This is a genomic window from Glaciimonas sp. GNP009, from assembly GCF_054343755.1.
The window spans coordinates 4,351,870-4,373,456 of sequence record NZ_JBTGUV010000004.1 but is presented as its reverse complement, the minus strand read 5'-3'; the positions used below and the strand labels follow the sequence as shown (position 1 = coordinate 4,373,456).

Here is a 21,587-nt window from a genome sequence, read left to right as displayed (position 1 = left end):
GCCGCTACTCATATGATAGGGACTGCTTATTGACTGCTATCGCTTGTCGCTTCTGCCTGTTTTTGCGGTGATCCCTGCGCAGCAATGCCAAATGATTTTATATACGCGACGAGTGCCGTTAGCTCCGCATCGCTCATATCGATCTTGGGCATGATCGGCGTGAATCCTTTGACGACGTGTTCCTGCGGGTTACGAATAAAATTCCGTAAATAGGCTTCATCGACCAACGCGGTACTGCCGTTTTCCATGATCTCCATTTTGCCAAATAATCCCTTCCAGGTTGGCCCGACCAAGGGATTACCGTCGACCGTATGGCAAGAAATACAGGCCTTGGAAGCGGCGAGCGCCTTACCTTCCGCTACGAGGCTAACTCCGCCACCTGAATTGCCCGCTTGAGTACGCGCTTGCGGCAACATAGACACCGCAAATGTCGGTTGACCCTGTAACCAGCTTTTAAAGCTGGCCACATCCTCCACCACGACATAAGCGCGCATGTTGGCATGACCCACTCCACATAGTTGTGCGCACAACACTTCATAGCGTCCCACTTTAGTTGGGGTGAACCAAAATGAGGTGACGGTACCGGGAACCATGTTCATCCGGGCACGAAAGGGTGGAACATAAAAGTCGTGCAATACATCTTGCGATCGAAGCACCATTTGAATCGGATAGTTAAGCGGCAAATGTAGTTCGTTGCTATTGATAAGTATATTGCCGCTGCCAGCATGATCGGCTGGATCAATACCAAATGGGTTGGCTCCACTGACCAAATGAACGTTCGTGCGACCAAATTTTCCGCTAGCACCGGCAAACCGAAAACGCCACTGCCATTGTTGTCCCAATACCTCAACTTGTAGCGCATTTTTAGGCACGTTAACAAAGTCGGCATACACCAGCAATCCCGGCGCCAACAGTGCAATAATTCCGATCGTGGTGATCCCTATCAGCCACAATTCCAGCTTTTTATTTTCAGGTTGATAGGCTGCACGCCTACCTTTGCGATGGCCGAAGCGCATCAACATGTAGACCAGAAAAAGATTAAGCACGATAAACACAAAACCGGTGATCACCAGCGTAATGGTTAACGTGTTGTCCATCTGCTGCCAGTTCGAGGCCAGCGGCGTTGCCGTCCACGGACTCAATAAGTGGAAGAGGACCGACAGGTCCACCAATACGATAAGTACGACGGCCATAGTCATATCTACCCTCTTCCGCTGCCATTACTCCACCAAGCGAATAGGCGGCGACAGGTCAATCAAGATTCAGATTTATTGTGTACATTTTCACGATCTCACGCGCACTTGCGGTGACTCCTTTCAGGCGAATACTCCTTGAAGCACTGAACGTAAGGTCCTACCGATGTCCATTTCTCCGTTCGAGCGTCCAATAAGAGACTGCCGTCACCATGCCGAAAATCAGATGCGTCCCCAAAGACGCCCAGCCGCGCATTCCGTCGAACCACGAGAAAAATTGCGACATGACATAAAAGTTAAACAGATACAACAACAAACCGAACACGGTACCTGTCAGAAATACCATGCCCATGCTGGAATCGAAATGAAATGGCGCAATGATCCCGCATAAAACAAGACCAAAAACGATGCCCAGCACATAATGCGTCACCAACGCCGTGGCGACCACCGATACGCTGAAATCAGTGGATTGGAGGACGTCAGGTCCCATGACAATAGCGGAAATCATGTGAGATATTGCCCATGGACTAGATCTCCCGATCAGTGACGACCAGAGCAATTCTAAAACCATCACAACTGCACCGCCAACAAATCCGGCAACCACAGCCGCCATCCAATCCGGCACCCGCGACTCCAGATGATGAGTATGCATATGAAGTTCCATAGTGATCTCCTGAACACAGCGACAGCACCTAAAAACACATTAACAACGCCATGTAAGAGCAACGTTGGAACGTGCATGGGCGAGCAGCTAAATCATTTTTTGGGGCGCTTATGAATTTAGTGTAGTACAAATTTGACAACGTGCAAAATACTCTGCATGTTGCACCGCACACGCAATAATCGCATCTTGATCGAACTACGAATAGAGCCGTAAACGATTGGGAATAGAGCGGAATAGTGCCGGAATAAGCGGACGGGAAGGAGGCGAAAAGAAAAGAAGTTTGAAGAGATAGTGATGATGGTTGGAGCACAGGAATAACGTGTCAACCTGCACTTGGCATCGCTTGAGGCGCACGACACTTTTTCCCTTAGTGCAATAACTGAAAGTGAAATCGGTTATAACTGACCTTGACCAGCTAGTGCGTGTTTGTCCTTGCTGTTCTTATTTGTTCTTATTTGTTCTTATTTGTTCTTATTTATCATGTTCCCTTCGGTTTATCGCTGTCTAGCTTTCTTCAATCGAGACATTAATCCATCAACGATATCCTGATGATCAAATTTCTTCGCAAAATCAATTGCGTTCATACCCACATCATTTTTTAAGGTTTCATCAGCCCCTGAATCCAACAGCAATTTGACCGTCAGAATTTTGCCTTCACGCGCCGCCATCATCAACGGTGTCGTCTGGTTTGGCGAGCCTGCATCAATGTAGGCCGATGCATCCAATAACAATTGCACAATTTCATCATTGCCAATCGTCGCCGCGTAATGCAGCGCAGTCCAGCCAGTACTATTCGGCTCAGCCTCTTTATCCAGCAAGGCTTTTACTGCAGCAACATTTCCCTTATACGACGCCACCATAAGGGCAGTATCACCATTGTGCGCACGTGCGTTAAGGTTAATTCCGCGTGCATTTAGTAATATATTGAACGACCTCATTGCATCTTCACGTATTGCCAACATCAAACCGGTCTCACCGCGTTTGCTCTCAACAATATTGGGATCCAGTCCGGTCGCAAGCAATTTGGGTAGACGACGATAATCATTCATCTGGACCAACTTGAAGAATTCGTCCGAGTTGGCAGCTTTGCTTACCATCGGAAACGCGCCCAACATGATTGCCAGTATTCCGCCACTGGCGCTCGACAAAAAGCGACGACGCGTGGCCGTTGCATTGACGGTTTCAACAAATTTAAGCATGGGCGATCTCTTGAGGCAGTTTGAATAACGTAAAGAAGTTATCTGTGGTTTGCTGGGCAACCTGGGCCACGGGCAAACCCTTCAGGTTAGCCAGATATTCTGCTACATGCACCACTAATCCGGGCTCGTTCATCCTGCCACGATACGGCACAGGAGCGAGATACGGCGAGTCGGTCTCAATTAAGGTACGTTCCAACGGGACCTCCAAAGCAACGGCTTGCAGGTCTTTTGCGCTCTTAAAAGTAACGATGCCGGAAAACGAAATATAAAATCCCATTTCAATCGCCGCTTCAGCCACCGCCAATGACTCGGTAAAGCAATGCATGACGCCGCCAGCGCCACCGGCATTCGTACCCGCGCCCTCTTCACGCATAATTTTTATCGTATCTTCCGATGCAGCGCGTGTGTGGATAATCAATGGCTTTCCGGTTGCTCGGGAGGCGCGTATATGACGACGAAAACGTTCACGCTGCCATTCAAGATCACCTTTAAGCCGAAAATAATCCAGACCGGTCTCACCAATAGCGATGATTTTTGGATGATCGGAAAGTCTGACCAAGTCATCCACCGTCGGTTCTGGCGTATCTTCGTAGTCGGGATGAACACCCACTGAGGCGTAGATATGCGGGTAAGTTTTTGCCAATTTCAGAACCTGCGGAAAATCAGGCAAATCGACAGAGACGCACAGCGCGTGCGTCACCTTGTTTTCTGCCATCTTAGCCAATATTTCTGGCATTTTCGCAGCAAGCTCGGGAAAATTGATATGACAGTGAGAGTCGATGTACATGATATAAGTAGATTAAAAACAGGGCAAATCGGAGTAGAAAATCATCTGAACAACGAAAACAGATGAAACACGACAGGAGGCTGCGGATAGACATGCTGCACATTACTACTGGACGTGGAATCGATTTGTATCGATTTATCTAACGAGTTGGCAATCCCGCGATCAAGCAAAACAAATGGATAGTACAAATAGCGCTCGCACAACCAGCATAAATTTATGCGACGCGCTTGCCTAATATTACTAAATCGCGCTCAATGCCATCAAGCGTTGCCACCCTTGGCATGTTGGCCCAGCGCTCGAACCCAAATACTTCAAATAATTTCAAACTTGGCGCGTTGTGACCGAAGACAAAACCCAGCAAAGTGTGAACCCCAGCTTGCGGTGCATAAGTAAGAGCCTGCTCCATCAGATAACGGCCAATCCCTTTGCCACGCGCGACTTCATGTATGTAGATCGAAATTTCAGCAGTTCCAGCGTAGGCGGGACGACCGTAAAAATCAGAATACGACAACCATCCAACGATGGCAGGCGAGGCGGCATCATCAACCGATTGATCGACGGATTGATCAAGTTCCTGCTCAACAACCCATAACGGACGCAAAGTTGCGTTGTGGTGATCGAACCAGGCTTGACGCGATTCAACCGAAACCGGCTCTGTATCGGCCGTCACCTCACGCGAGGCGACGGTACTGTTGTAGATTGCAACTATGGCGGTGAGATCCTGTTGCGTGGCGATTCTGTGATGATATTTCATATTTATAAAGTGTGAGTAGGTCGGCTGGAACTCAGTGCGGAGCCAAGAATTTCTTCAATGCGAGTACGTAATCTATGTCCACCATCATCATCTGGAAAGTGAACGCCAATCCCCTGGGCCCGGTTATTATTTGCGCCGGATGGTGTAATCCAGGCGACTTTGCCAGCAATCGGATATTTTGCGGGGTCTTCCATCAAAGTGAGAATCAAATAAATCTCATCTCCAATAACATGCGCTTTGTTGGTCGGCACGAACACCCCACCAAAGGTTAAAAACGGCATATAAGCCGCATATAAAGCCGATTTCTCCTTGATCGCCAGGGATAAAACCGAGGGTCTGGCTAACCTTACACCACCACCAACGATTGAATTTTCTGCCATGTGCTTTCCCTTTCGAATAATTAAAACCCGCGATTGCATGACGCATGTTTGCTGGCAATGTGACCCCCGCTCGCAACATTGCGTTCACTTCACTTACTAGCGACATCGCACAAGTGGCATCAGCCTGACGTACCATCATACCGTCTTCATCAGTAAGTTCTCAATAAACCGCGTCGGAACAATCTGTCGATACTTCTGAAATTAATGCCGAGAACAAGACTCAGGCAAATATTTTTGCATAATCCAACAGCATATCTTCAATAAAAAGCCGCGCAGATAACGGATGCTCCGCAATCGCCCGTCGCTCGTTACAAGCCTTTAATCCACGCAACAAATCACCCGTTTGTGTCCTTGCGGCAAGGGTAACCAGAGCCTTTTGATGGCGCGGATAATAGCGAACGGTGTTGGTCATTTTCAGCGAAAACAAATCATAGAGCCAGCGCTGCTGCCAACCGAGTAGTTCTACCACGGGCGTTTTCTGCAAGCGTTCCGCGCATTTCAGCGCCCCATCAATACCGGGCGCACTCAGATAAGCTAACAACTCGTTGATCAGTTCACGCCCTTCACTTTGTGACTGAATCTGTGCGGTCAACGGCGCGCCACCCTGCTCGGCTAGCCACATATCAGCATCAGCGACACCTTGTTGTTGTAACCAGAGAAGCGCCTCCTGACGTGAAGGAACCGGCATTGGAAATTTACGGCAGCGCGATAATATCGTCGGCAACAACCGATCCAGGCTATTCGAAATCAACAAAAATACAGTGTTCGGCGGTGGCTCTTCCAAGGTTTTTAAAAGGGCATTGGCGGCGGCGGCATTTAGCGCTTCTGCTGGATACAGCACCACTACCCGTTGCCCCTGACGATGCGTAGAAATATTCATGAATCCGGCCAACGCACGAATTTGATCAATCTTAATTTCTTTCGATGGCGCTTTAGTCGACTTTGCAGTTTTTTTGCTATCCCCTCCATCGTCGGCCCCGTCGCCGACATCGCGTGCATCCTCATCCTCCAAAATTTCTGGCCGCACCCGACGATAATCAGGATGATTATGCTGAACAAACCAGCCACATGATGGACAAACGCCACAGGCGTGACCATCCGCTAGTGGCGCATCGCAAAATAACGACTGTGCAAATTGCTCGGCAAAAATGGTTTTACCAATTCCTTCAGCACCGTGAAACAAGATCGCGTGCGGCATGCGGGCGCGCATTGCTTGCAGCTGCTGCCAAGCATTACTTTGCCATGGGAATATCAAATTACTCATTAATTTAACAATCACTCAATCCATTAATTAATTACTTTGTTGGCAACTCGGCAAGTGTACGCCAACGCTAATACTAGACCACCGGTCCGGCAATCACGCCCCGTTACAAAGCCGCGATGATTTTTTCCAGGCCTCGCTGAATGTCAGCAATAGGTTGTGTCGAATCGATTACCCGGAAACGGGCAGGAAACTGCGCCGCTCGACGCAAATACTCCGCACGCGTATCGGCGAAAAATGTTGCCTTCTCCTGTTCAAACCGATCCAGATCACGCGTCGCATCCAAACGTGCCCGCGCCACTTCTAATGGCACGTCAAACAATAGCGTTAGATCCGGCTGCAAATGTGGATGTACCCATTGCTCTAAAACATCCAATTTATTCAGAGAAAGTTTTCTGCCGCCGCCCTGATAGGCAAACGTCGCATCGCTAAAACGGTCAGAAACGACCCAATCGCCGCGTGCCAATGCCGGCTCAATGACTTGCGCCAAATGCTCGCGGCGGGATGCAAACATCAGCATAGCCTCGGTTTCAAGATGCATTTTTTTATGCAAGACCAATTCACGCAATGCTTCGCCCAGTGCCGTTCCGCCGGGCTCACGGGTCGTAACTACGATCAGTCCACGACTGCGTAATAATTCAGTAACGTAGCCGATGTGCGTTGATTTCCCCGCCCCATCGATACCTTCAAAGGTAATAAATTTTGCAGATGTCATAGATCTCTGAACATTTCCGTAAGTAACTCTTTGTTTGTCATAGTGTAACCGACCAAATACGTGATAATGCAAGGCAATGTCCTGCAATGTCGAGGAATACCATTGATTGCCCTTTGATTAACGCTGAATAGTAGCAACGGCAGCCGCAACGATTCAGCACCGAAGTCATCGCTGATATTTATTCACGGCCTGATTATGTTCACCAAGACTGCTTGAGAAATGGCTGCTGCCGTCACCCTTGGCGACAAAAAATAACGCATCCGTTTTGGCGGGATTCATGGCAGCGTGCAATGACTCATCTCCGGGCAACGCAATTGGCGTCGGCGGCAGACCGGCACGTGTATAGGTATTGTAAGGCGTGTCGGTGGTGAGATCGCGCTTGCGGATGCGTCCCTCATATTGCTCTCCCATGCCGTAGATTACCGTCGGATCGGTCTGCAACAACATTCCGAGGCGTAATCGATTCACAAATACACCGGCGATATTGGTACGCTCCGCTTTGCGTCCCGTTTCCTTTTCGACTATCGACGCCATGATCAGTGCCTCATACGGGCTTTTATAAGGGACAGACAGATCACGATTCTCCCATGCACTATTAAGCCTTTTTAATAGCAGTGCATGCGCTTGTTTATAGACCTGCAAATCGCTCGACCCTTTTGCGAACAAATAAGTATCCGGTGCAAACAGGCCTTCCGGCAGTGTGTAGTCAGGTGTGATTTTGGCCATCAGTTCAGCGTCCGACAGCAATTGCGTATCGTGCTTCAGCGCGCTCTGTGCCGCAATTGCTTGTCGCATTTGACGAAAAGTCCATCCCTCAATGACCGTCAATGACTCTTGCGCAAATTCGCCGCGCACTAATTGGGTGATCAGGCGCAAAGGCGTGGTACCGGGCTTTATTTCATAACTACCTGCCTTAAGCTTGCCGCTTTTCCCTGTTAATCGCGCCAGAATACCTAATATTTCAGGGTTGACGGGAACGCCTGCGCTGGCGATTTGCTGCACGACACTATCCAGCCCGCTACCCGATTTAATCGTGAAGGGTATCGGATCGCCAGTTTCAAACACCGGTTGTCTGCCCCAATAAGCCAAACCGCCAACGGCAAGCAATGCCAGTACAACAATACTTAACACTAATTTCTTAAACAAAGTCAATCGCTCCGCGGTTTTTCTAAATCAGTTCAGGATGTCGAAAATCGGTTAAACCCGACGCCTTTTTGAGACATCACTATAATCAACCCAACATGATAATCGCTGAATTGAAAATGCCCCACTTTTATGACTAAAATTGTAACCACCTGGCAAGAGTTTTTGAACCAACAGTCCACCAACAATCTGCAAACAATGCCGGATGCAGAAGGTAATTTTGTTACTCCGATAACGGATCTTGGGCTGATCGCGCTAACTGGCGACGAAGCTGCCAATTTTTTGCATAACCAATTGACTAACGATGTAGCGCAATTGCCATTGGATCAAATCCGGCTTGCGGGTTACTGTTCGCCAAAAGGACGTTTGCTGGCGACTTTGTTAATGTGGAAGAGCGATCAGACCATCTTTCTGCAACTTCCGCGAACTATTCAGGCAGCGGTCCAGAAGCGCCTGCAAATGTTTGTGATGCGCTCCAAGGCAAAATTAGCGGACGTCACCGAAGAGTATGCGGTGATCGGGCTTGGCGGGACGGCAGTTGGCGCTGCTTTAGCACCATGGTTCACTGACTTACCAACTGCCCCTTATGCCAAAATCGACAACGCAAACGGTACGTTAATCCGCTGCAGCGATGCCAATGGCGTAGCCCGATATCAATGGATCGCATCGCAGCAAATCGCTATCGCTGCATGGACACCATTGTCCGAAACATTGCCGGTAGTGGATGATCGCGTATGGCGTCTCGGGCAGATTCAAGCCGGGATTCCACAAATTACGCTGGCGACGCAAGAACAGTTCGTCCCGCAAATGATCAACTATGAAGTGGTAGGCGGTGTCAATTTTAAGAAAGGCTGTTATCCCGGCCAGGAAATCGTCGCGCGCAGTCAATATTTAGGTAAACTCAAACGCCGCGCAGTACTGGCAAACGTTGATGCAATTGACGTAGACGCTGGTACCGAAGTATTCTCCAGCGCCGACCCTTTGCAACCTTGCGGCATGATTGTCAACGCGGAGCGACTTGACCCGAATGGCAAAACAACCACCTGCCTCCTGGAAATCAAACTGGCGGCACTAGACAATGGAAGCGTGCATATTGGCTCTGCCAGCGGACCGCAATTAAGCTTTATTCCGCTACCTTATGCCATGCCGGATCCTGTGGCACCGGCCGTCAAGCTGTCATAAACGTCTATCGCAACAGGATGTTGGATCAGTATGGATCTTTATATTTATTACCGCGTAGCGGCCACCAATGCTACGCAATTGATGCAAATGGCGACCGCGATGCAGACTAAACTGTCTCGTGATTTTCAGATTTCCTGTGCGTTAAAACGGCGACCGGAGGCCGAAAACGGGCAACATACCTGGATGGAGGTTTATCTGGAAGTACCGGACAATTTTACGTCGCATGTCGCGCAAGCGGTTGTGCAAAGTGGCGTGATTACCTTGATTGAAGGCCCACGTCACACCGAATTTTTTATTTCTGAATCTTTTGCTACTGGTTCATTATGTGCCTAATCGTTTTTTCCTGGAAAGTCGTTCCGGGCCTGCCGTTAATCGCAGCCGCCAACCGTGACGAGTTTTACGCACGACCCAGCGCACCTGCAAACTGGTGGGAAGATCGTCCCGATATTTATGCAGGACGTGACCTCCAAAATGGCGGGACCTGGATTGGTATTAGTCGAACCGGCCGATTCGCCGCGATAACGAATGTTCGCGCGCCGGCAGAACGCCATGAGAACGCGCCCAGCCGAGGCGGATTAGTGGCTGATTTTCTCAGCAGTAAAGCAACCGCAGCAGAATATATTGCTCAGATCAGCGTGGGTGCAAACGACTATAACGGCTTTAACTTGCTTATTCATGATGGCCAGGACTTAGTTTGGTATTCCAACAAAGGCGAGGCCGACCCACGAAACGGGAAGCCATTGCCCGCCGGCATATATGGTTTGTCTAACGCGTTGCTGGATGTCTGCTGGCCGAAAGTGGTCAGAACAAAGGCGCAATTTGCCAGCTTGCTATGTCAAGGCGCACCGGACGAAACCTACTTTGACATGCTGACCGACACCACGATCGCTGGTGATTGCCGCTTGCCATCGACAGGAGTGGGCATCGAAAAGGAGCGTTTGCTATCCTCGGTATTTATTAGCTCGCCAGATTACGGCACGCGTACCTCAACATTAGTAAAACTGCACGCGTGCGGCACGGCTGTACTGGACGAGCGCCCGGTGCATTAATCAACAAAGGGCAAGCGGCAAAAAGGGGCAGGTAGCGACCGCAATCAAAAGGGTGGATTGCCTGCCGTAACCGTTTAAATATTAACTTCAGGCAAATACGTGGCGTATGCAAATATGGGAAATATATAACGCCATAAATCAACGAAACCCAAAGCGCCTATAGAAAGCTTAGCTAGCCCCTTGTCTGTCCTTTGTTAGGCATCCGCTCCGCCATCAAACTCGCGCAGAACCTTGCGATCATTGGTTATATTTTTCAGATATTTAAAAGTACCCAGCGACTTTGCGACCAGTTTCTCATCATTCCATAATTCCGCTTCGCAAAAACACATCGTCGCAGAGCGATGAAAAGCCTTGCCTTTAGCAACAAGGTGACCGCCGATGCGGCCGCCCGGCTGCAAAAAACTGGTTTTCATTTCAACGGTGACAGCAGTACTTGCTTGAGGGTTCAGCGTACGTCCGGCTAACGCCATCACCACATCAAGCATGGTCATCGTCACGCCGCCATGAGTTACCTGACCGCTGTTCATATGATGCGGCTGCAAATCCAGCTGCAGTGTTGCCGTCCCCTCACCCATCTCTACAAACTCGACGCCGATGTACTTCAAAAAGGGATTATCGAGCGGGAAAACTTCTTTGGGAAACATAGAGGCTAACTATAAAAAGTGATGTAAATTGACGCAAAAAACGATGGGACACCACAGAAATAACGGATACTACCGAAATGTAGCGTTCAACGACGATTGCGCATTTTAGCTCTCGTAATCGAAACATTGTCGCGCTTCACGCACCGCACCAACGAACGCCTTGATCGCAATGTGCGTGGGATGATTCTGATACGCTTCCAGTACTTCGCGTGAGGCAAATTCCGCGTTTAATATCACGTCATAAGTCGCCTCTAAGCCGTCCTGTGCAATTGCGGCATCAAATAGCAGAATGCCAGGAACTATCGCCGCACAACTATCCAGCAATGCCTTTAACTTAATCGCATTGGTCGCCTTATCGGCACCTTCGGCGTGATCCTTCAATTTCCACATAACAATATGTTTGAGAGTAATGGCCATAATGACTAATTTGTCCGTTAATGAAGTTTAATATCGCGGTTTTCCGAGCTAAGCGCTGAAGTGTAGCTGAAAAGTCAGATTCGTTTTTAGCAAGAGGCGAACTGCAATTCAGGCTAGCAATTGATGGACGAAAAAAACAGCGTTTTGGGCAGTCATTTTCTTACGGGCGGGATTTATGTCATTTTTTCGGTCGTCTTTTTAGGCTATGCGCATTAGCTACTCTTTGCATGGCAACCGGCTGTTGACAGCGAAATATGAAACAAAAAAAGAGCCACGAGTTGGATCTCGTGGCTCTCTGTTTTAACGATTGAACGATTTCGACGAGATCAGTTTATCGACTCCGTTTCCTGCAATGCGCTCAGGATTTAAGACACCTTATTAAAAATCAGTTCACTATCCTTAACGTTGATGTGAATACTATCTTTAGGCCCAAATTTCCCTTCCAATATGAGCTTGGACAGCGGGTTTTCAATTTGCTGCTGAATGGCGCGCTTTAGTGGTCGAGCGCCATATATCGGATCGAATCCCGCTTCCGCGATTTTTTGTAAAGCACTCTCGGAAATATCAAGTTGCATATCCAACTTGCCAAGCCTTTGCTCCAAAATTTTCAGTTGAATCTTGGCGATGGCACCGATATTTTTTTCATCAAGGCCATGGAAGACCACAATTTCATCGATGCGATTAATGAACTCAGGACGGAAGTGATTCCTGACTTCACCCATAACTTCCAATTTCACCTCTGCCGGATCGCTACCCTCCATGGCCTGAATGCGATGTGATCCCAAATTTGACGTCATCACAATCACCGTATTTTTGAAATCGACTGTGCGACCCTGACCATCGGTCATGCGCCCATCATCCAGCACCTGCAACAAAACGTTAAAAACGTCGGGATGCGCTTTCTCAATTTCGTCCAGCAAAATCACGCTGTACGGTTTGCGACGCACCGCCTCGGTCAAATAGCCGCCCTCTTCGTAACCCACATAGCCCGGCGGCGCACCGATTAAACGCGAGACCGAATGCTTCTCCATAAATTCGCTCATGTCGATACGGATCATCGCATCCTGCGTATCAAACAAAAAACCAGCCAGCGCCTTGCACAGCTCGGTTTTTCCGACGCCGGTTGGCCCCAAAAACATGAAGGAACCATAAGGCCGATCCGGATCGCTGAGTCCCGCCCGTGAACGACGGATCGCATCCGATACAGCGACGATGGCCTCATCCTGGCCCACCACGCGGCGATGCAATTCATCCTCCATCTTCAGCAGTTTTTCTCGTTCGCCCTGCATCATCTTGGAGACCGGAATACCGGTAGATCGCGAAACGATTTCTGCAATTTCTTCGGCGCCAACCTGCGTCCGTACCAAACGCGGTTTAGCGCCTGAATCAGGGTGCGCCTCTGCAAATGCATCCTGCCTCTGCTGCACTTCCAGCGCCTTCTCAAGCTCATTCATCTTGCCGTATTTCAACTCGGAAACTTTTTGCCAATCGCTATTACGCGTCGCCTCATCAATTTGCAGGCGCAACTTCTCAATCTCTTCCTTCAGATGCTGGCTACCAAGGGCGCTGGCTTTTTCGGATTTCCAGATTTCTTCCAGGTCCGCATATTCTCGCCCCAATTTTTCGATTTCTTGTTCGATCAAACTCAAGCGCTTTTGAGAAGCTTCATCTTTTTCTTTTTTTACTGCCTCGCGCTCGATCTTAAGCTGAATCAAACGACGGTCAAGTTTGTCCATGACCTCCGGTTTGGAGTCAATTTCGATCTTGATCTTGGCTGCCGCTTCGTCGATCAGATCGATAGCCTTGTCCGGCAAAAATCGATCCGTAATATAACGATGCGACAATTCAGCCGCAGCAACGATTGCAGGGTCGGTGATTTGCACGCCATGATGAACTTCATACTTTTCTTGCAAACCGCGCAAGATCGCAATCGTCGCCTCCACGGACGGCTCATCCACCAGAATTTTCTGAAAACGGCGTTCCAGCGCAGCATCTTTTTCAATATATTTGCGATACTCGTCCAGCGTCGTCGCGCCGACACAATGCAGCTCGCCCCGCGCCAATGCGGGTTTCAGCATATTGCCAGCGTCCATCGCCCCTTCTGCTTTGCCAGCGCCAACCATGGTGTGGAGTTCATCGATAAAAACAATTGTCTGCCCTTCGTCGAGCGCGATTTCTTTCAACACTGCTTTTAGACGCTCTTCGAATTCACCACGGAATTTTGCGCCCGCCAGCAACGAAGCCATATCCAGCGACAATACACGCTTGGATTTCAGACTATCCGGCACTTCGCCATTGACGATGCGTTGTGCCAATCCTTCGACGATGGCAGTTTTACCGACGCCCGGCTCGCCTATCAATACTGGATTGTTTTTGCTACGGCGTTGCAAAACCTGAATCGCCCGACGGATTTCATCATCACGACCAATCACGGGATCAAGCTTGCCCTGACGTGCACGTTCAGTCAGATCAAGTGTGTATTTTTTTAACGCTTCGCGCTGACCATCGCCATCTTGCGAGGCCACATTATCGCCACCGCGCACGGCGCTGATCGCCGCCGCAAGGGCCTTACGCGTCAGTCCGTGCTCGCGCGCCAATTTACCGGCGTCCGATTTATCATCGAGCAATCCAAGCAGCAGCATTTCACTAGCGATAAATTGATCGCCATGCTTTTGCGCTTCCTTATCTGCCAGATTCAGCAAGCCGAGTAATTCACGACCAATCTGGACTTCACCGCCGTTGCCTGAAACCTTTGGTAACCGCTCCAACGCGGCCTTTAATCCGCTTGACAGCGCGGCAACATTCACCCCTGCGCGTTGCAATAGCGAACGAGCGCTACCGTCATCTTGATTAAGCAACGCAATCAGGACATGAATCGGGTCTATATATTGATTATCATTTCCGACTGCCTGGCTTTGGGCATCCGAAATTGCTTCCTGCAGTTTTGTGGTGAGTTTATCGAAACGCATGGTTCCCTCCAAAATGTCCGCTACATAGAGTCTATTACATCATCTAGACAGAAAATTGGGGCTCAACGATGCTTTTCAAGCATGCTGATAAAGTATAGTTGCCAAATATTAAATTTTAAATTTTTTATCGGCACTTATTATTGCTTAGCGTAATTAAGTACTATTTAGCATTACTTACGCATTTTTAGCGCCATTTTTGTAGAGCGGAGTCATCACTCTCGCGTGCATCAACCCATCGCTCGCCTTCAGGCGTCCGTTCTTTTTTCCAGAGCGGCGCTTCGGTTTTCAGATAATCAATGATGAATTCGCAAGCGGCGAAAGCCTCTCCGCGATGCGACGAAGCAACCGCCACCAGCACGATCTGATCCATAGGCAATAGCGGTCCGACGCGATGAATGACCAACGCGTCAACAAACTCCCAGCGCATTCGGGCTTGCTCCACTATTGCCGTCAATGCGTTTTCGGTCATGCCGGGATAATGCTCAAGCGTCATCTCTGCGACAGCGCTGCCAGCGTTGATATCGCGCACTGCCCCGACAAAACTGACGACCGCACCAATTTTTGGATTGCTCTGCCGCAATGCAAGCAATTCTGCAGAGAGATCAAAATCAGCGGTTTGAATACGTATAGACATAGTGCGAACCTGAACGGTGATCCTTTTAAATAGTTTACATGCGATCCAACGTAACCAATACAGCCGAATTACTTAGGGCTATGCTTCACAGTCGCCAACAAGGCACCGGCCCCGATAAAAACACATCCTGAGACCCGATTGAACAGGCGGGCGCGCCCTTGCGCACGCAACCACGGTGCGGCCCGTACGGCAAAGCTGGAATAAAACGTCAGACCAGCCAATTCGCAGCAAATAAAGGTCAAACCCAAAATCAGGAATTGCGGCACTTGTGGTGCTTGCGGATTCAAAAATTGAGGGAATAGCGCAGTAAAAAACAGAAGCGCTTTGGGATTACTAGCGCCCACCAAAAAACCATTTAAATATAAGCGCAATAGCAATCGTGGCGAAGTTGTTTTGACTTCAGCATTGTCACTTTCGACCTCAAAGTTTGATTGGCGCGAGCGAAAGGCTTTTACACCTACATAAATTAAATACGCGGCACCACACCACTTGATAATCAAGAATATTTTTTCTGAGGTCGCTAAGGCAGCACCCAATCCAAAAGCAGACACCGTCATCACCAGACAAACCGCTGTCAAGCTACCAAATGCGCCAAACAGCGCCCGGCGCACGCCAAAATTAACCGCATTCGTGACGCAATTAAGGACCGTTGGGCCGGGCGTCGCTACCAAAACGGCCACAGCAGCAAGATAAAAAAGCCACGTTTGAAGTTGCATACGATCCTTACCAAATCAGATTGGAAAAATACCACGCGCCAAGGACAAGATTGATAGTATGCCTTTGGCCAACCTTATTTTACGCAAAATACTACGGCTAAAAAAGACATGAGCTGACGCCATCCTGTTGCTTTTAATTGTTTTTCAATCAATCAAAAACCATTCTTTAGCCACTACTCATCTTCTACTTATCCACTACTTAACCGCCGGTCACGGGCGGGAAAAACGCCACTTCACAATCCTCAGTCAACGGCTGATCAGCGGTCGTCATGATTTGATTGTAAGCCATCCGCAACGCCTTGCCATCTCCCAAAATATCTTCCCACACCCCGCCTCGCGCGCGTAAATAAACACGGACATCGCCGACCGTATGCACGGTTTCTTCTGGCACATTGATCGTCTCTTGCGTCAGGTTTAAGGCTTCACGCACACTGGCAAAAAAACGTAATTGAATCTTCATGGCATTTTCCAACTTGATAATCGAGCGTGACCTGCTTGCACGCAAGGTCGTTGATTTAAATAACAAAGGTAAATCAAGGTTATTCCTCTAGCGCAGTAACGCCGAAAATGGGTAAAAACGCACGACATCGCCAACGGCAATGGTCTCTCCAGCGGGATTATCCACCAGACCATCGCCCCAGACAGTCGACGTCAGCACACCCGAACCTTGATGCGGAAATAGATCAAGACCACCGCTTGCATTGAATTTTACGCGTAAAAATTCCTGGCGACGATCAGCCTTTGTCCAGGCAAAATCTGCGCGCATCGCGTAGGTCTCCGGCGCTACGTTATTGCAACCTTGCAAACGTAAGATGAAAGGTCGAACAAACAATAAAAATGTGACGAAACTGGATACTGGATTACCAGGCAAACCCATAAAAAACGCAGTGCCAACACGGTCGTCACCGATCCGGTTGATCTCACCAAAAGCCAATGGCTTGCCAGGTTTCATCGCGATTTGCCACATATTTAGTTGGCCTTCCGCTTCTACCGCTGGTTTAACGTGGTCTTCTTCTCCAACGGATACGCCGCCAGATGTAATAATCAGATCATGCTTTTCTGCAGCCAGACGTAATGTGTCACGGGTCACCGCGAGCGAATCGGGAACTATGCCGTAGTCGGTGAGTTCGCATCCCAAATTTTCCAGTAGCCCGCGCAACACGAAGCGATTTGAATTGTAGATTGCACCGGCTTTTAACGTCTCGCCGGGCATCGCCAATTCGTCACCGGTAAAAAACACCGCGACCCGTAATTTACGTAAGACTGGCAAATGTGCCAATCCGACCGATGCCGCTAATCCAAGATGTTGTGCTTGCAGTCGTGTACCCATTGGAAGAATTTCTTTGCCAGCCTGAATGTCTTCGCCTGCGCGACGTATCCATTCACCAGACTTGGGTGCGTGATTGATTATCACTGCATCGCCGTCTGTGGTGCACATTTCCTGCATCACGACCGCGTTGGCACCGGCAGGAATCATCGCGCCGGTAAATATCCTTGCGGCGGTGCCGGGCTGTAACGGTTGCCCAACGTGTCCTGCCGGGATGCGTTGCGATACTGGCAATCGTGCAGCGCCACTCACGCAATCTTCTGCGCGTACTGCGTAGCCGTCCATTTGGGTGTTGTCGGCTGGGGGGACGTTTAGTTGTGACGTTTGTGCACTTGCCAGGATGCGACCGTTGGCCGATAGCGTTGGGGTGATCTCTATGTCGGTTATTGGTTTTGCGGCGGTTAGTAGGAGATCTAGTGCAGCCGTTACGGTGAGCATTGGTGGTTTTTGCATCTAGTGTTGATCCGTTAATTTGGTTTTTGGATTATTTATTTTAGGTTGGGTTGATTGGGTGGGGCGGATGCAGTTCAGTTCAGTTCAGTTCAGTTCAGTTCAGTTCAGTTCAGTTCAGTTCAGTTCAGTTCGGTTCAGTTCAGTCGTCGTTAAATAATAAATTTTCTACTCCGTGGACGCTTGTCGGGGGTGGCCCGACAGCCAGTTACTTTTTCTTGCTTGGCTCGGCGCCCCCCGCCAAGAAAACGTAACCAAAAAGAAGGCGACCGCAACTGACGCTGCCCTGCGGGTTCCCAAGCATTTCAGCCGCCAGTCGGGTTGAAAGACCAACTCGCTACGCTCAAACATGTCTTCCAACAATTCCCGACTGACAGCTGAAATACTTGGCAGCGTCCATGACGGAGTACGTCAACTTCAACAGCAACTTCAAGAACAACGTCAAAGGTGGCTGCGCCTGCAACGTCAAGAACAACGTCAAAGGTGGCTGCGCCTGCAACGTCAAGAACAACGTCAAAGGTGGCTGCGCCTGCAACTTCAAGAACAACGTCAAAGGTGGCTGCGCCTGCAACTTCAAGAACAACGTCAAAGGTGGCTGCGCCTGCAACTTCAAGAACAACGTCAAAGGTGGCTGCGCCTGCAACTTCAAGAACAACGTCAAAGGTGACTGCACCTGCAACTTCAAGAACAACGTCAAAGGTGGCTGCGCCTGCAACGTCAAGAACAACGTCAAAGGTGGCTGCACCTGCAACTTCAAGAACAACGTCAAAGGTGGCTGCGCCTGCAACTTCAAGAACAACGTCAAAGGTGGCTGCACCTGCAACTTCAAGAACAACGTCAAAGGTGGCTGCGCCTGCAACTTCAAGAACAACGTCAAAGGTGGCTGCGCCTGCAACGTCAAAGGTGGCTACGCCTGCAGGTCAAAAACTACTATGTCATTAGAGTCAAAGCCAACTTCGTTTATCAATACTTACTACGACAAACCGTTTACCACCAAGGCTGCGGCTTTTGACGTTGACGTACTCCGTCATGGACGCTGCCAAGTATTTCAGCTGTCAGTCGGGAATTGTTGGAAGACATGTTTGAGCGTAGCGAGTTGGTCTTTCAACCCGACTGGCGGCTGAAATGCTTGGGAACCCGCAGGGCAGCGTCAGTTGCGGTCGCCTTCTTTTTGGTTACGTTTTCTTGGCGGGGCGCGCCGAGCCAAGCAAGAAAAAGTGACTGGCGGTCGGGCCACCCCCGACAAAGCCCCCACGGAGCAGTAACCGTATTAAGTAACGACGTCCAAACCCAAGCCCAAACTCAACCAAACCAAACCAAACCAAACATTCATTTACAACCCCGTATGCCCAGCAATATACCCCTTAACCACCCCAACATCCGCCGCCATCACATCAAACCGCTGCGGCAGCGCCTCAATATTCTCAAACCCATCAGGCCGCTCTGCATCTCGCCCCAAAGCCTCACGAATCGTTTCATTAAATTTCGCTGGCAACGCAGTCTCCAACACAATCATCGTCACACCCGGCGTCATGTAATCGCGTGCGACTTTCACGCCATCCGCAGTATGCGTATCAATAGTAATCCCATACCGCTTCTCAACATCTCGAATCGTATCCAAACGATCCTGATGCGTCGACTTGCCTGACTGGAAACCATACTCGGCAATTTTACGGAACTCATCGCCATCACTACCGGGATTGCCCGACAAATCAAAGCCACCCTGCGTCTCAACTTTATGAAACAACGCACTCAGACGCGCATGATCGCGACCCAGCAAATCATACACAAAACGTTCAAAATTCGACGCTTTGCTGATATCCATGCTCGGGCTGCTGGTGTGGTACGTTTCGGCTGATTTGCGAACGCGGTAAATACCGGTGCGGAAAAACTCGTCCAACACATCATTCTCATTGGTCGCAGCCACCAACTTATCAATTGGCAACCCCATCATGCGCGCAATATGTCCGGCGCAGATATTACCAAAATTACCTGAAGGCACGGTGAATGACACTTTTTGGTCGTTGCTGGTCGTGGCGCTCAAATAACCACGGAAGTAGTACACCACCTGCGCGACGACGCGTGCCCAGTTGATCGAATTAACGGTGCCGATTTTTTGCGCTGCTTTGAACGCGTGATCGTTAGACACGGCTTTGACCATATCCTGACAATCATCGAATACACCTTCGACTGCGATATTAAAAATATTCGGATCTTGCAGGCTAAACATTTGCGCAGACTGAAATGCGCTCATCTTTTTATGTGGTGACAGCATAAACACGCGGATGCCCTTTTTGCCACGCATTGCGTACTCAGCCGCGCTACCCGTATCACCCGACGTCGCGCCAAAAATATTCAACGCCGCATCGTCCTTGGCCAAGGTGTATTCAAACAGGTTACCCAGCAACTGCATCGCCATATCCTTGAACGCCAGCGTCGGTCCATTGGATAGCGCTTGCAGAACAAGTTTGCAGCCGTCGGTTTCTTCCAACACGCGCAAAGGCGTGATTTCTTCAGCATTTTCACCTGCACGACCGTTGCGATAGACCGCACCGGTATAGGTTTTATGCGTCAACGCCTTCAAATCCGCTTCCGGAATATCAGTCGCAAATTTCCGCAGCACCTCAAAAGCGAGGTCCGCGTATGACAATGTGCGCCAATGATTGAGCTCGGCAGCGCTCACCTGCGGATATTCTGCGGGCAAATATAGCCCACCGTCCGGTGCAAGACCGCCCAGCAAAATGTGCGAAAAAGATTGTGCCGTAGCGTGGCCGCGCGTGGAAACGTATTGCATAGGGTCTATGTAGTTGTATGTGCTAGCAAAAAATGCAGAGGGAGATTGGATGGCTAAGCGCATTAACAAGCCCCTTAACCAAATCCTCATCGATTGGGCAGTATTATAGCTGCCGATTAGGCATCACCGCTGAATCGCGCTTGAATTGACAATTGCTAACTATAATCACCGCTCAGGAGAATTAATAGCACTACGATACCGAATTTGGTCATCCCAATAGCCAAGAGAGCAACAATATCCGAGCATCGCCGATGCGTATAAGTAAAGAAAGTAGACTATTGATCAAATTACGCTCTGAAATGTAAAAAAGATGCCGAAGCATCTTTTTTTGACTTACGTTACAACTAAGCCTGTTAGCGGCAGGAAGCTGGAGCGTATTTAGCCAGCAATGTCCCAGCAGTAACAGTCAGCATGTTTTGAGCTGTTGCTGTTGCTTGAGTCGCAGATGCGCAACCCCAGTCAAGCGCGCCAGTCGTTCCCGCAGCTTGCGCTGCAGCCAGCTTGACTGAAGCACCGGCAGCGGCTGTGCGGACATATGGTCCCAATACAATCGTATTCGCTGCCGCACCCACACCCACTGATGCAGCATTATAAACAATCGTGATCTCTCCATTTGCAGCAATCTGAACCGAATTAACGTATTTGCTGTTCGCACCAGTAGCACCTGCTTGCGCATTCCAAGTTGCCCTTGCGGTCACCAGATCAGCGGCGGATGTTGCACCTTCGGTTGCAATGGCGAGCTTGGCACTTTCGGCCAATGCCAAACCTTCAGTAACCCGTGTACGGACGATGTAATCTTGATAAGCTGGCAATGCAATCGCAGCCAAAATACCGATAATCGCAACAACGATCATCAACTCAATCAGCGTGAAACCTTTTTGTGCTTTAGTCGACAAGCGACGAATAGACATATTCATGAAGTAAACTCCCTCTAGATTCAGTTGAACTTCTACAGACGATAGAGCATGGACCGTGCCAGCTCTGCTTTTCTGCTAACCGCCCTAGTAAAGGCCAAGGACAAGCGCGTTTTTTACTACGTAAGTATCGACAAAATTCGTCTGTTTCATCATTTTACATGACCAAAACCGTCACTTGACCCGTGCTTTCATTCCTAAAGATGGTAATTGCCTGATTCGCCACATAAATTGACAAGCGATTACATTCATAGCTTTTCGTCGGAAGAAAGTCTTGGACAAAAAATCAATTCCATTCAGGCTAGATGCTTTTACATTTCTCAAAAGAAAAATTTGCGCACTATCCACGGGTTTACTACGCTTTTGCCACATTTATAACGCGCACTCCACACTAT

The 21,587-nt window shown here is 49.3% G+C and carries 22 protein-coding genes; 3 read left to right on the top strand and 19 right to left on the bottom strand.

What is annotated here, in order from left to right; all coding sequences use genetic code 11:
- Positions 1-26: 26 nt before the first annotated feature.
- From ACXX82_RS20210 to mltG, 9 genes are all read right to left on the bottom strand, one after another.
- Entirely contained in the window at positions 27-1,199 is a 1,173-nt protein-coding gene (locus ACXX82_RS20210) for a c-type cytochrome (protein ID WP_323506388.1), read from the bottom strand.
- 154 nt (positions 1,200-1,353) lie between these two features.
- On the bottom strand, positions 1,354-1,857 hold the full coding sequence (locus ACXX82_RS20205) for a hypothetical protein (protein WP_322237828.1): 504 nt from the start codon (positions 1,855-1,857) through the stop codon (positions 1,354-1,356).
- 494 nt (positions 1,858-2,351) lie between these two features.
- Entirely contained in the window at positions 2,352-3,056 is a 705-nt protein-coding gene (locus ACXX82_RS20200; protein ID WP_458563583.1) for an ankyrin repeat domain-containing protein, read from the bottom strand.
- Entirely contained in the window at positions 3,049-3,843 is a 795-nt protein-coding gene (locus tag ACXX82_RS20195) for a TatD family hydrolase (RefSeq protein WP_322237823.1), read from the bottom strand. Before ACXX82_RS20195 ends, ACXX82_RS20200 begins: the two co-directional genes overlap by 8 nt.
- A 214-nt stretch (positions 3,844-4,057) precedes the next feature.
- Positions 4,058-4,597: a GNAT family N-acetyltransferase gene (locus tag ACXX82_RS20190; protein WP_322237821.1), complete on the bottom strand. Its 540-nt coding sequence runs from the start codon at positions 4,595-4,597 to the stop codon at positions 4,058-4,060.
- A gap of 2 nt (positions 4,598-4,599) precedes the next feature.
- Complete coding sequence (locus ACXX82_RS20185; protein ID WP_322237819.1) at positions 4,600-4,977, bottom strand: PilZ domain-containing protein; 378 nt, start codon at positions 4,975-4,977, stop codon at positions 4,600-4,602.
- A gap of 220 nt (positions 4,978-5,197) precedes the next feature.
- On the bottom strand, positions 5,198-6,241 hold the full coding sequence (locus ACXX82_RS20180; protein ID WP_323506390.1) for a DNA polymerase III subunit delta': 1,044 nt from the start codon (positions 6,239-6,241) through the stop codon (positions 5,198-5,200).
- A gap of 103 nt (positions 6,242-6,344) precedes the next feature.
- A complete protein-coding gene (gene tmk, locus ACXX82_RS20175; protein ID WP_322237817.1) occupies positions 6,345-6,953 on the bottom strand; it encodes a dTMP kinase in 609 nt (202 codons plus the stop codon).
- A gap of 165 nt (positions 6,954-7,118) precedes the next feature.
- Complete coding sequence (gene mltG, locus ACXX82_RS20170) at positions 7,119-8,105, bottom strand: endolytic transglycosylase MltG (RefSeq protein WP_322237815.1); 987 nt, start codon at positions 8,103-8,105, stop codon at positions 7,119-7,121.
- 123 nt (positions 8,106-8,228) lie between these two features.
- On the opposite strand from mltG, the gene ygfZ reads away from it, so the two are divergent.
- Genes ygfZ through ACXX82_RS20155 form a run of 3 tightly spaced genes read left to right on the top strand, consistent with a single transcriptional unit; the run spans position 8,229 to position 10,327 of the window.
- Positions 8,229-9,278 carry a CAF17-like 4Fe-4S cluster assembly/insertion protein YgfZ gene (gene ygfZ / locus ACXX82_RS20165; protein WP_322237813.1) on the top strand — a complete coding sequence of 350 codons (1,050 nt, stop codon included), beginning with the start codon at positions 8,229-8,231 and terminating at the stop codon, positions 9,276-9,278.
- Positions 9,279-9,308: 30 nt separating this feature from the next.
- Entirely contained in the window at positions 9,309-9,611 is a 303-nt protein-coding gene (locus ACXX82_RS20160; RefSeq protein WP_322237812.1) for a DUF4936 family protein, read from the top strand.
- Positions 9,602-10,327, top strand: coding sequence for an NRDE family protein (locus tag ACXX82_RS20155; RefSeq protein WP_322237809.1), 726 nt, complete (start codon positions 9,602-9,604; stop codon positions 10,325-10,327). The genes ACXX82_RS20160 and ACXX82_RS20155 overlap by 10 nt, the downstream gene beginning before the upstream one ends.
- A gap of 194 nt (positions 10,328-10,521) precedes the next feature.
- Here ACXX82_RS20155 and ACXX82_RS20150 read toward each other — a convergent pair whose 3' ends face one another.
- From ACXX82_RS20150 to ACXX82_RS20105, 10 genes are all read right to left on the bottom strand, one after another.
- A complete protein-coding gene (locus tag ACXX82_RS20150) occupies positions 10,522-10,971 on the bottom strand; it encodes a PaaI family thioesterase (RefSeq protein WP_322237808.1) in 450 nt (149 codons plus the stop codon).
- A 105-nt stretch (positions 10,972-11,076) separates the two neighbouring features.
- Entirely contained in the window at positions 11,077-11,388 is a 312-nt protein-coding gene (locus ACXX82_RS20145) for a Dabb family protein (protein WP_322237807.1), read from the bottom strand.
- Positions 11,389-11,753: 365 nt separating this feature from the next.
- Complete coding sequence (gene clpB, locus ACXX82_RS20140; RefSeq protein ID WP_322237806.1) at positions 11,754-14,357, bottom strand: ATP-dependent chaperone ClpB; 2,604 nt, start codon at positions 14,355-14,357, stop codon at positions 11,754-11,756.
- 184 nt (positions 14,358-14,541) lie between these two features.
- Positions 14,542-14,991 (bottom strand): molybdopterin synthase catalytic subunit MoaE, encoded by a 450-nt coding sequence (gene moaE, locus ACXX82_RS20135; protein ID WP_322237805.1) that lies wholly within the window; start codon positions 14,989-14,991, stop codon positions 14,542-14,544.
- A 68-nt stretch (positions 14,992-15,059) separates the two neighbouring features.
- Positions 15,060-15,707 (bottom strand): LysE family translocator, encoded by a 648-nt coding sequence (locus ACXX82_RS20130; RefSeq protein WP_458563582.1) that lies wholly within the window; start codon positions 15,705-15,707, stop codon positions 15,060-15,062.
- A gap of 199 nt (positions 15,708-15,906) precedes the next feature.
- Positions 15,907-16,167, bottom strand: coding sequence for a molybdopterin converting factor subunit 1 (moaD, locus tag ACXX82_RS20125; RefSeq protein WP_458563581.1), 261 nt, complete (start codon positions 16,165-16,167; stop codon positions 15,907-15,909).
- An 87-nt stretch (positions 16,168-16,254) separates the two neighbouring features.
- Complete coding sequence (locus ACXX82_RS20120) at positions 16,255-17,487, bottom strand: molybdopterin molybdotransferase MoeA (protein ID WP_322237802.1); 1,233 nt, start codon at positions 17,485-17,487, stop codon at positions 16,255-16,257.
- A gap of 340 nt (positions 17,488-17,827) precedes the next feature.
- Entirely contained in the window at positions 17,828-18,385 is a 558-nt protein-coding gene (locus ACXX82_RS20115; protein ID WP_458563580.1) for a hypothetical protein, read from the bottom strand.
- A gap of 432 nt (positions 18,386-18,817) precedes the next feature.
- Positions 18,818-20,278: a threonine synthase gene (gene thrC, locus ACXX82_RS20110; protein WP_322237800.1), complete on the bottom strand. Its 1,461-nt coding sequence runs from the start codon at positions 20,276-20,278 to the stop codon at positions 18,818-18,820.
- A 353-nt stretch (positions 20,279-20,631) separates the two neighbouring features.
- Positions 20,632-21,189 (bottom strand): pilin, encoded by a 558-nt coding sequence (locus ACXX82_RS20105; protein WP_416186877.1) that lies wholly within the window; start codon positions 21,187-21,189, stop codon positions 20,632-20,634.
- Positions 21,190-21,587: the final 398 nt, after the last annotated feature.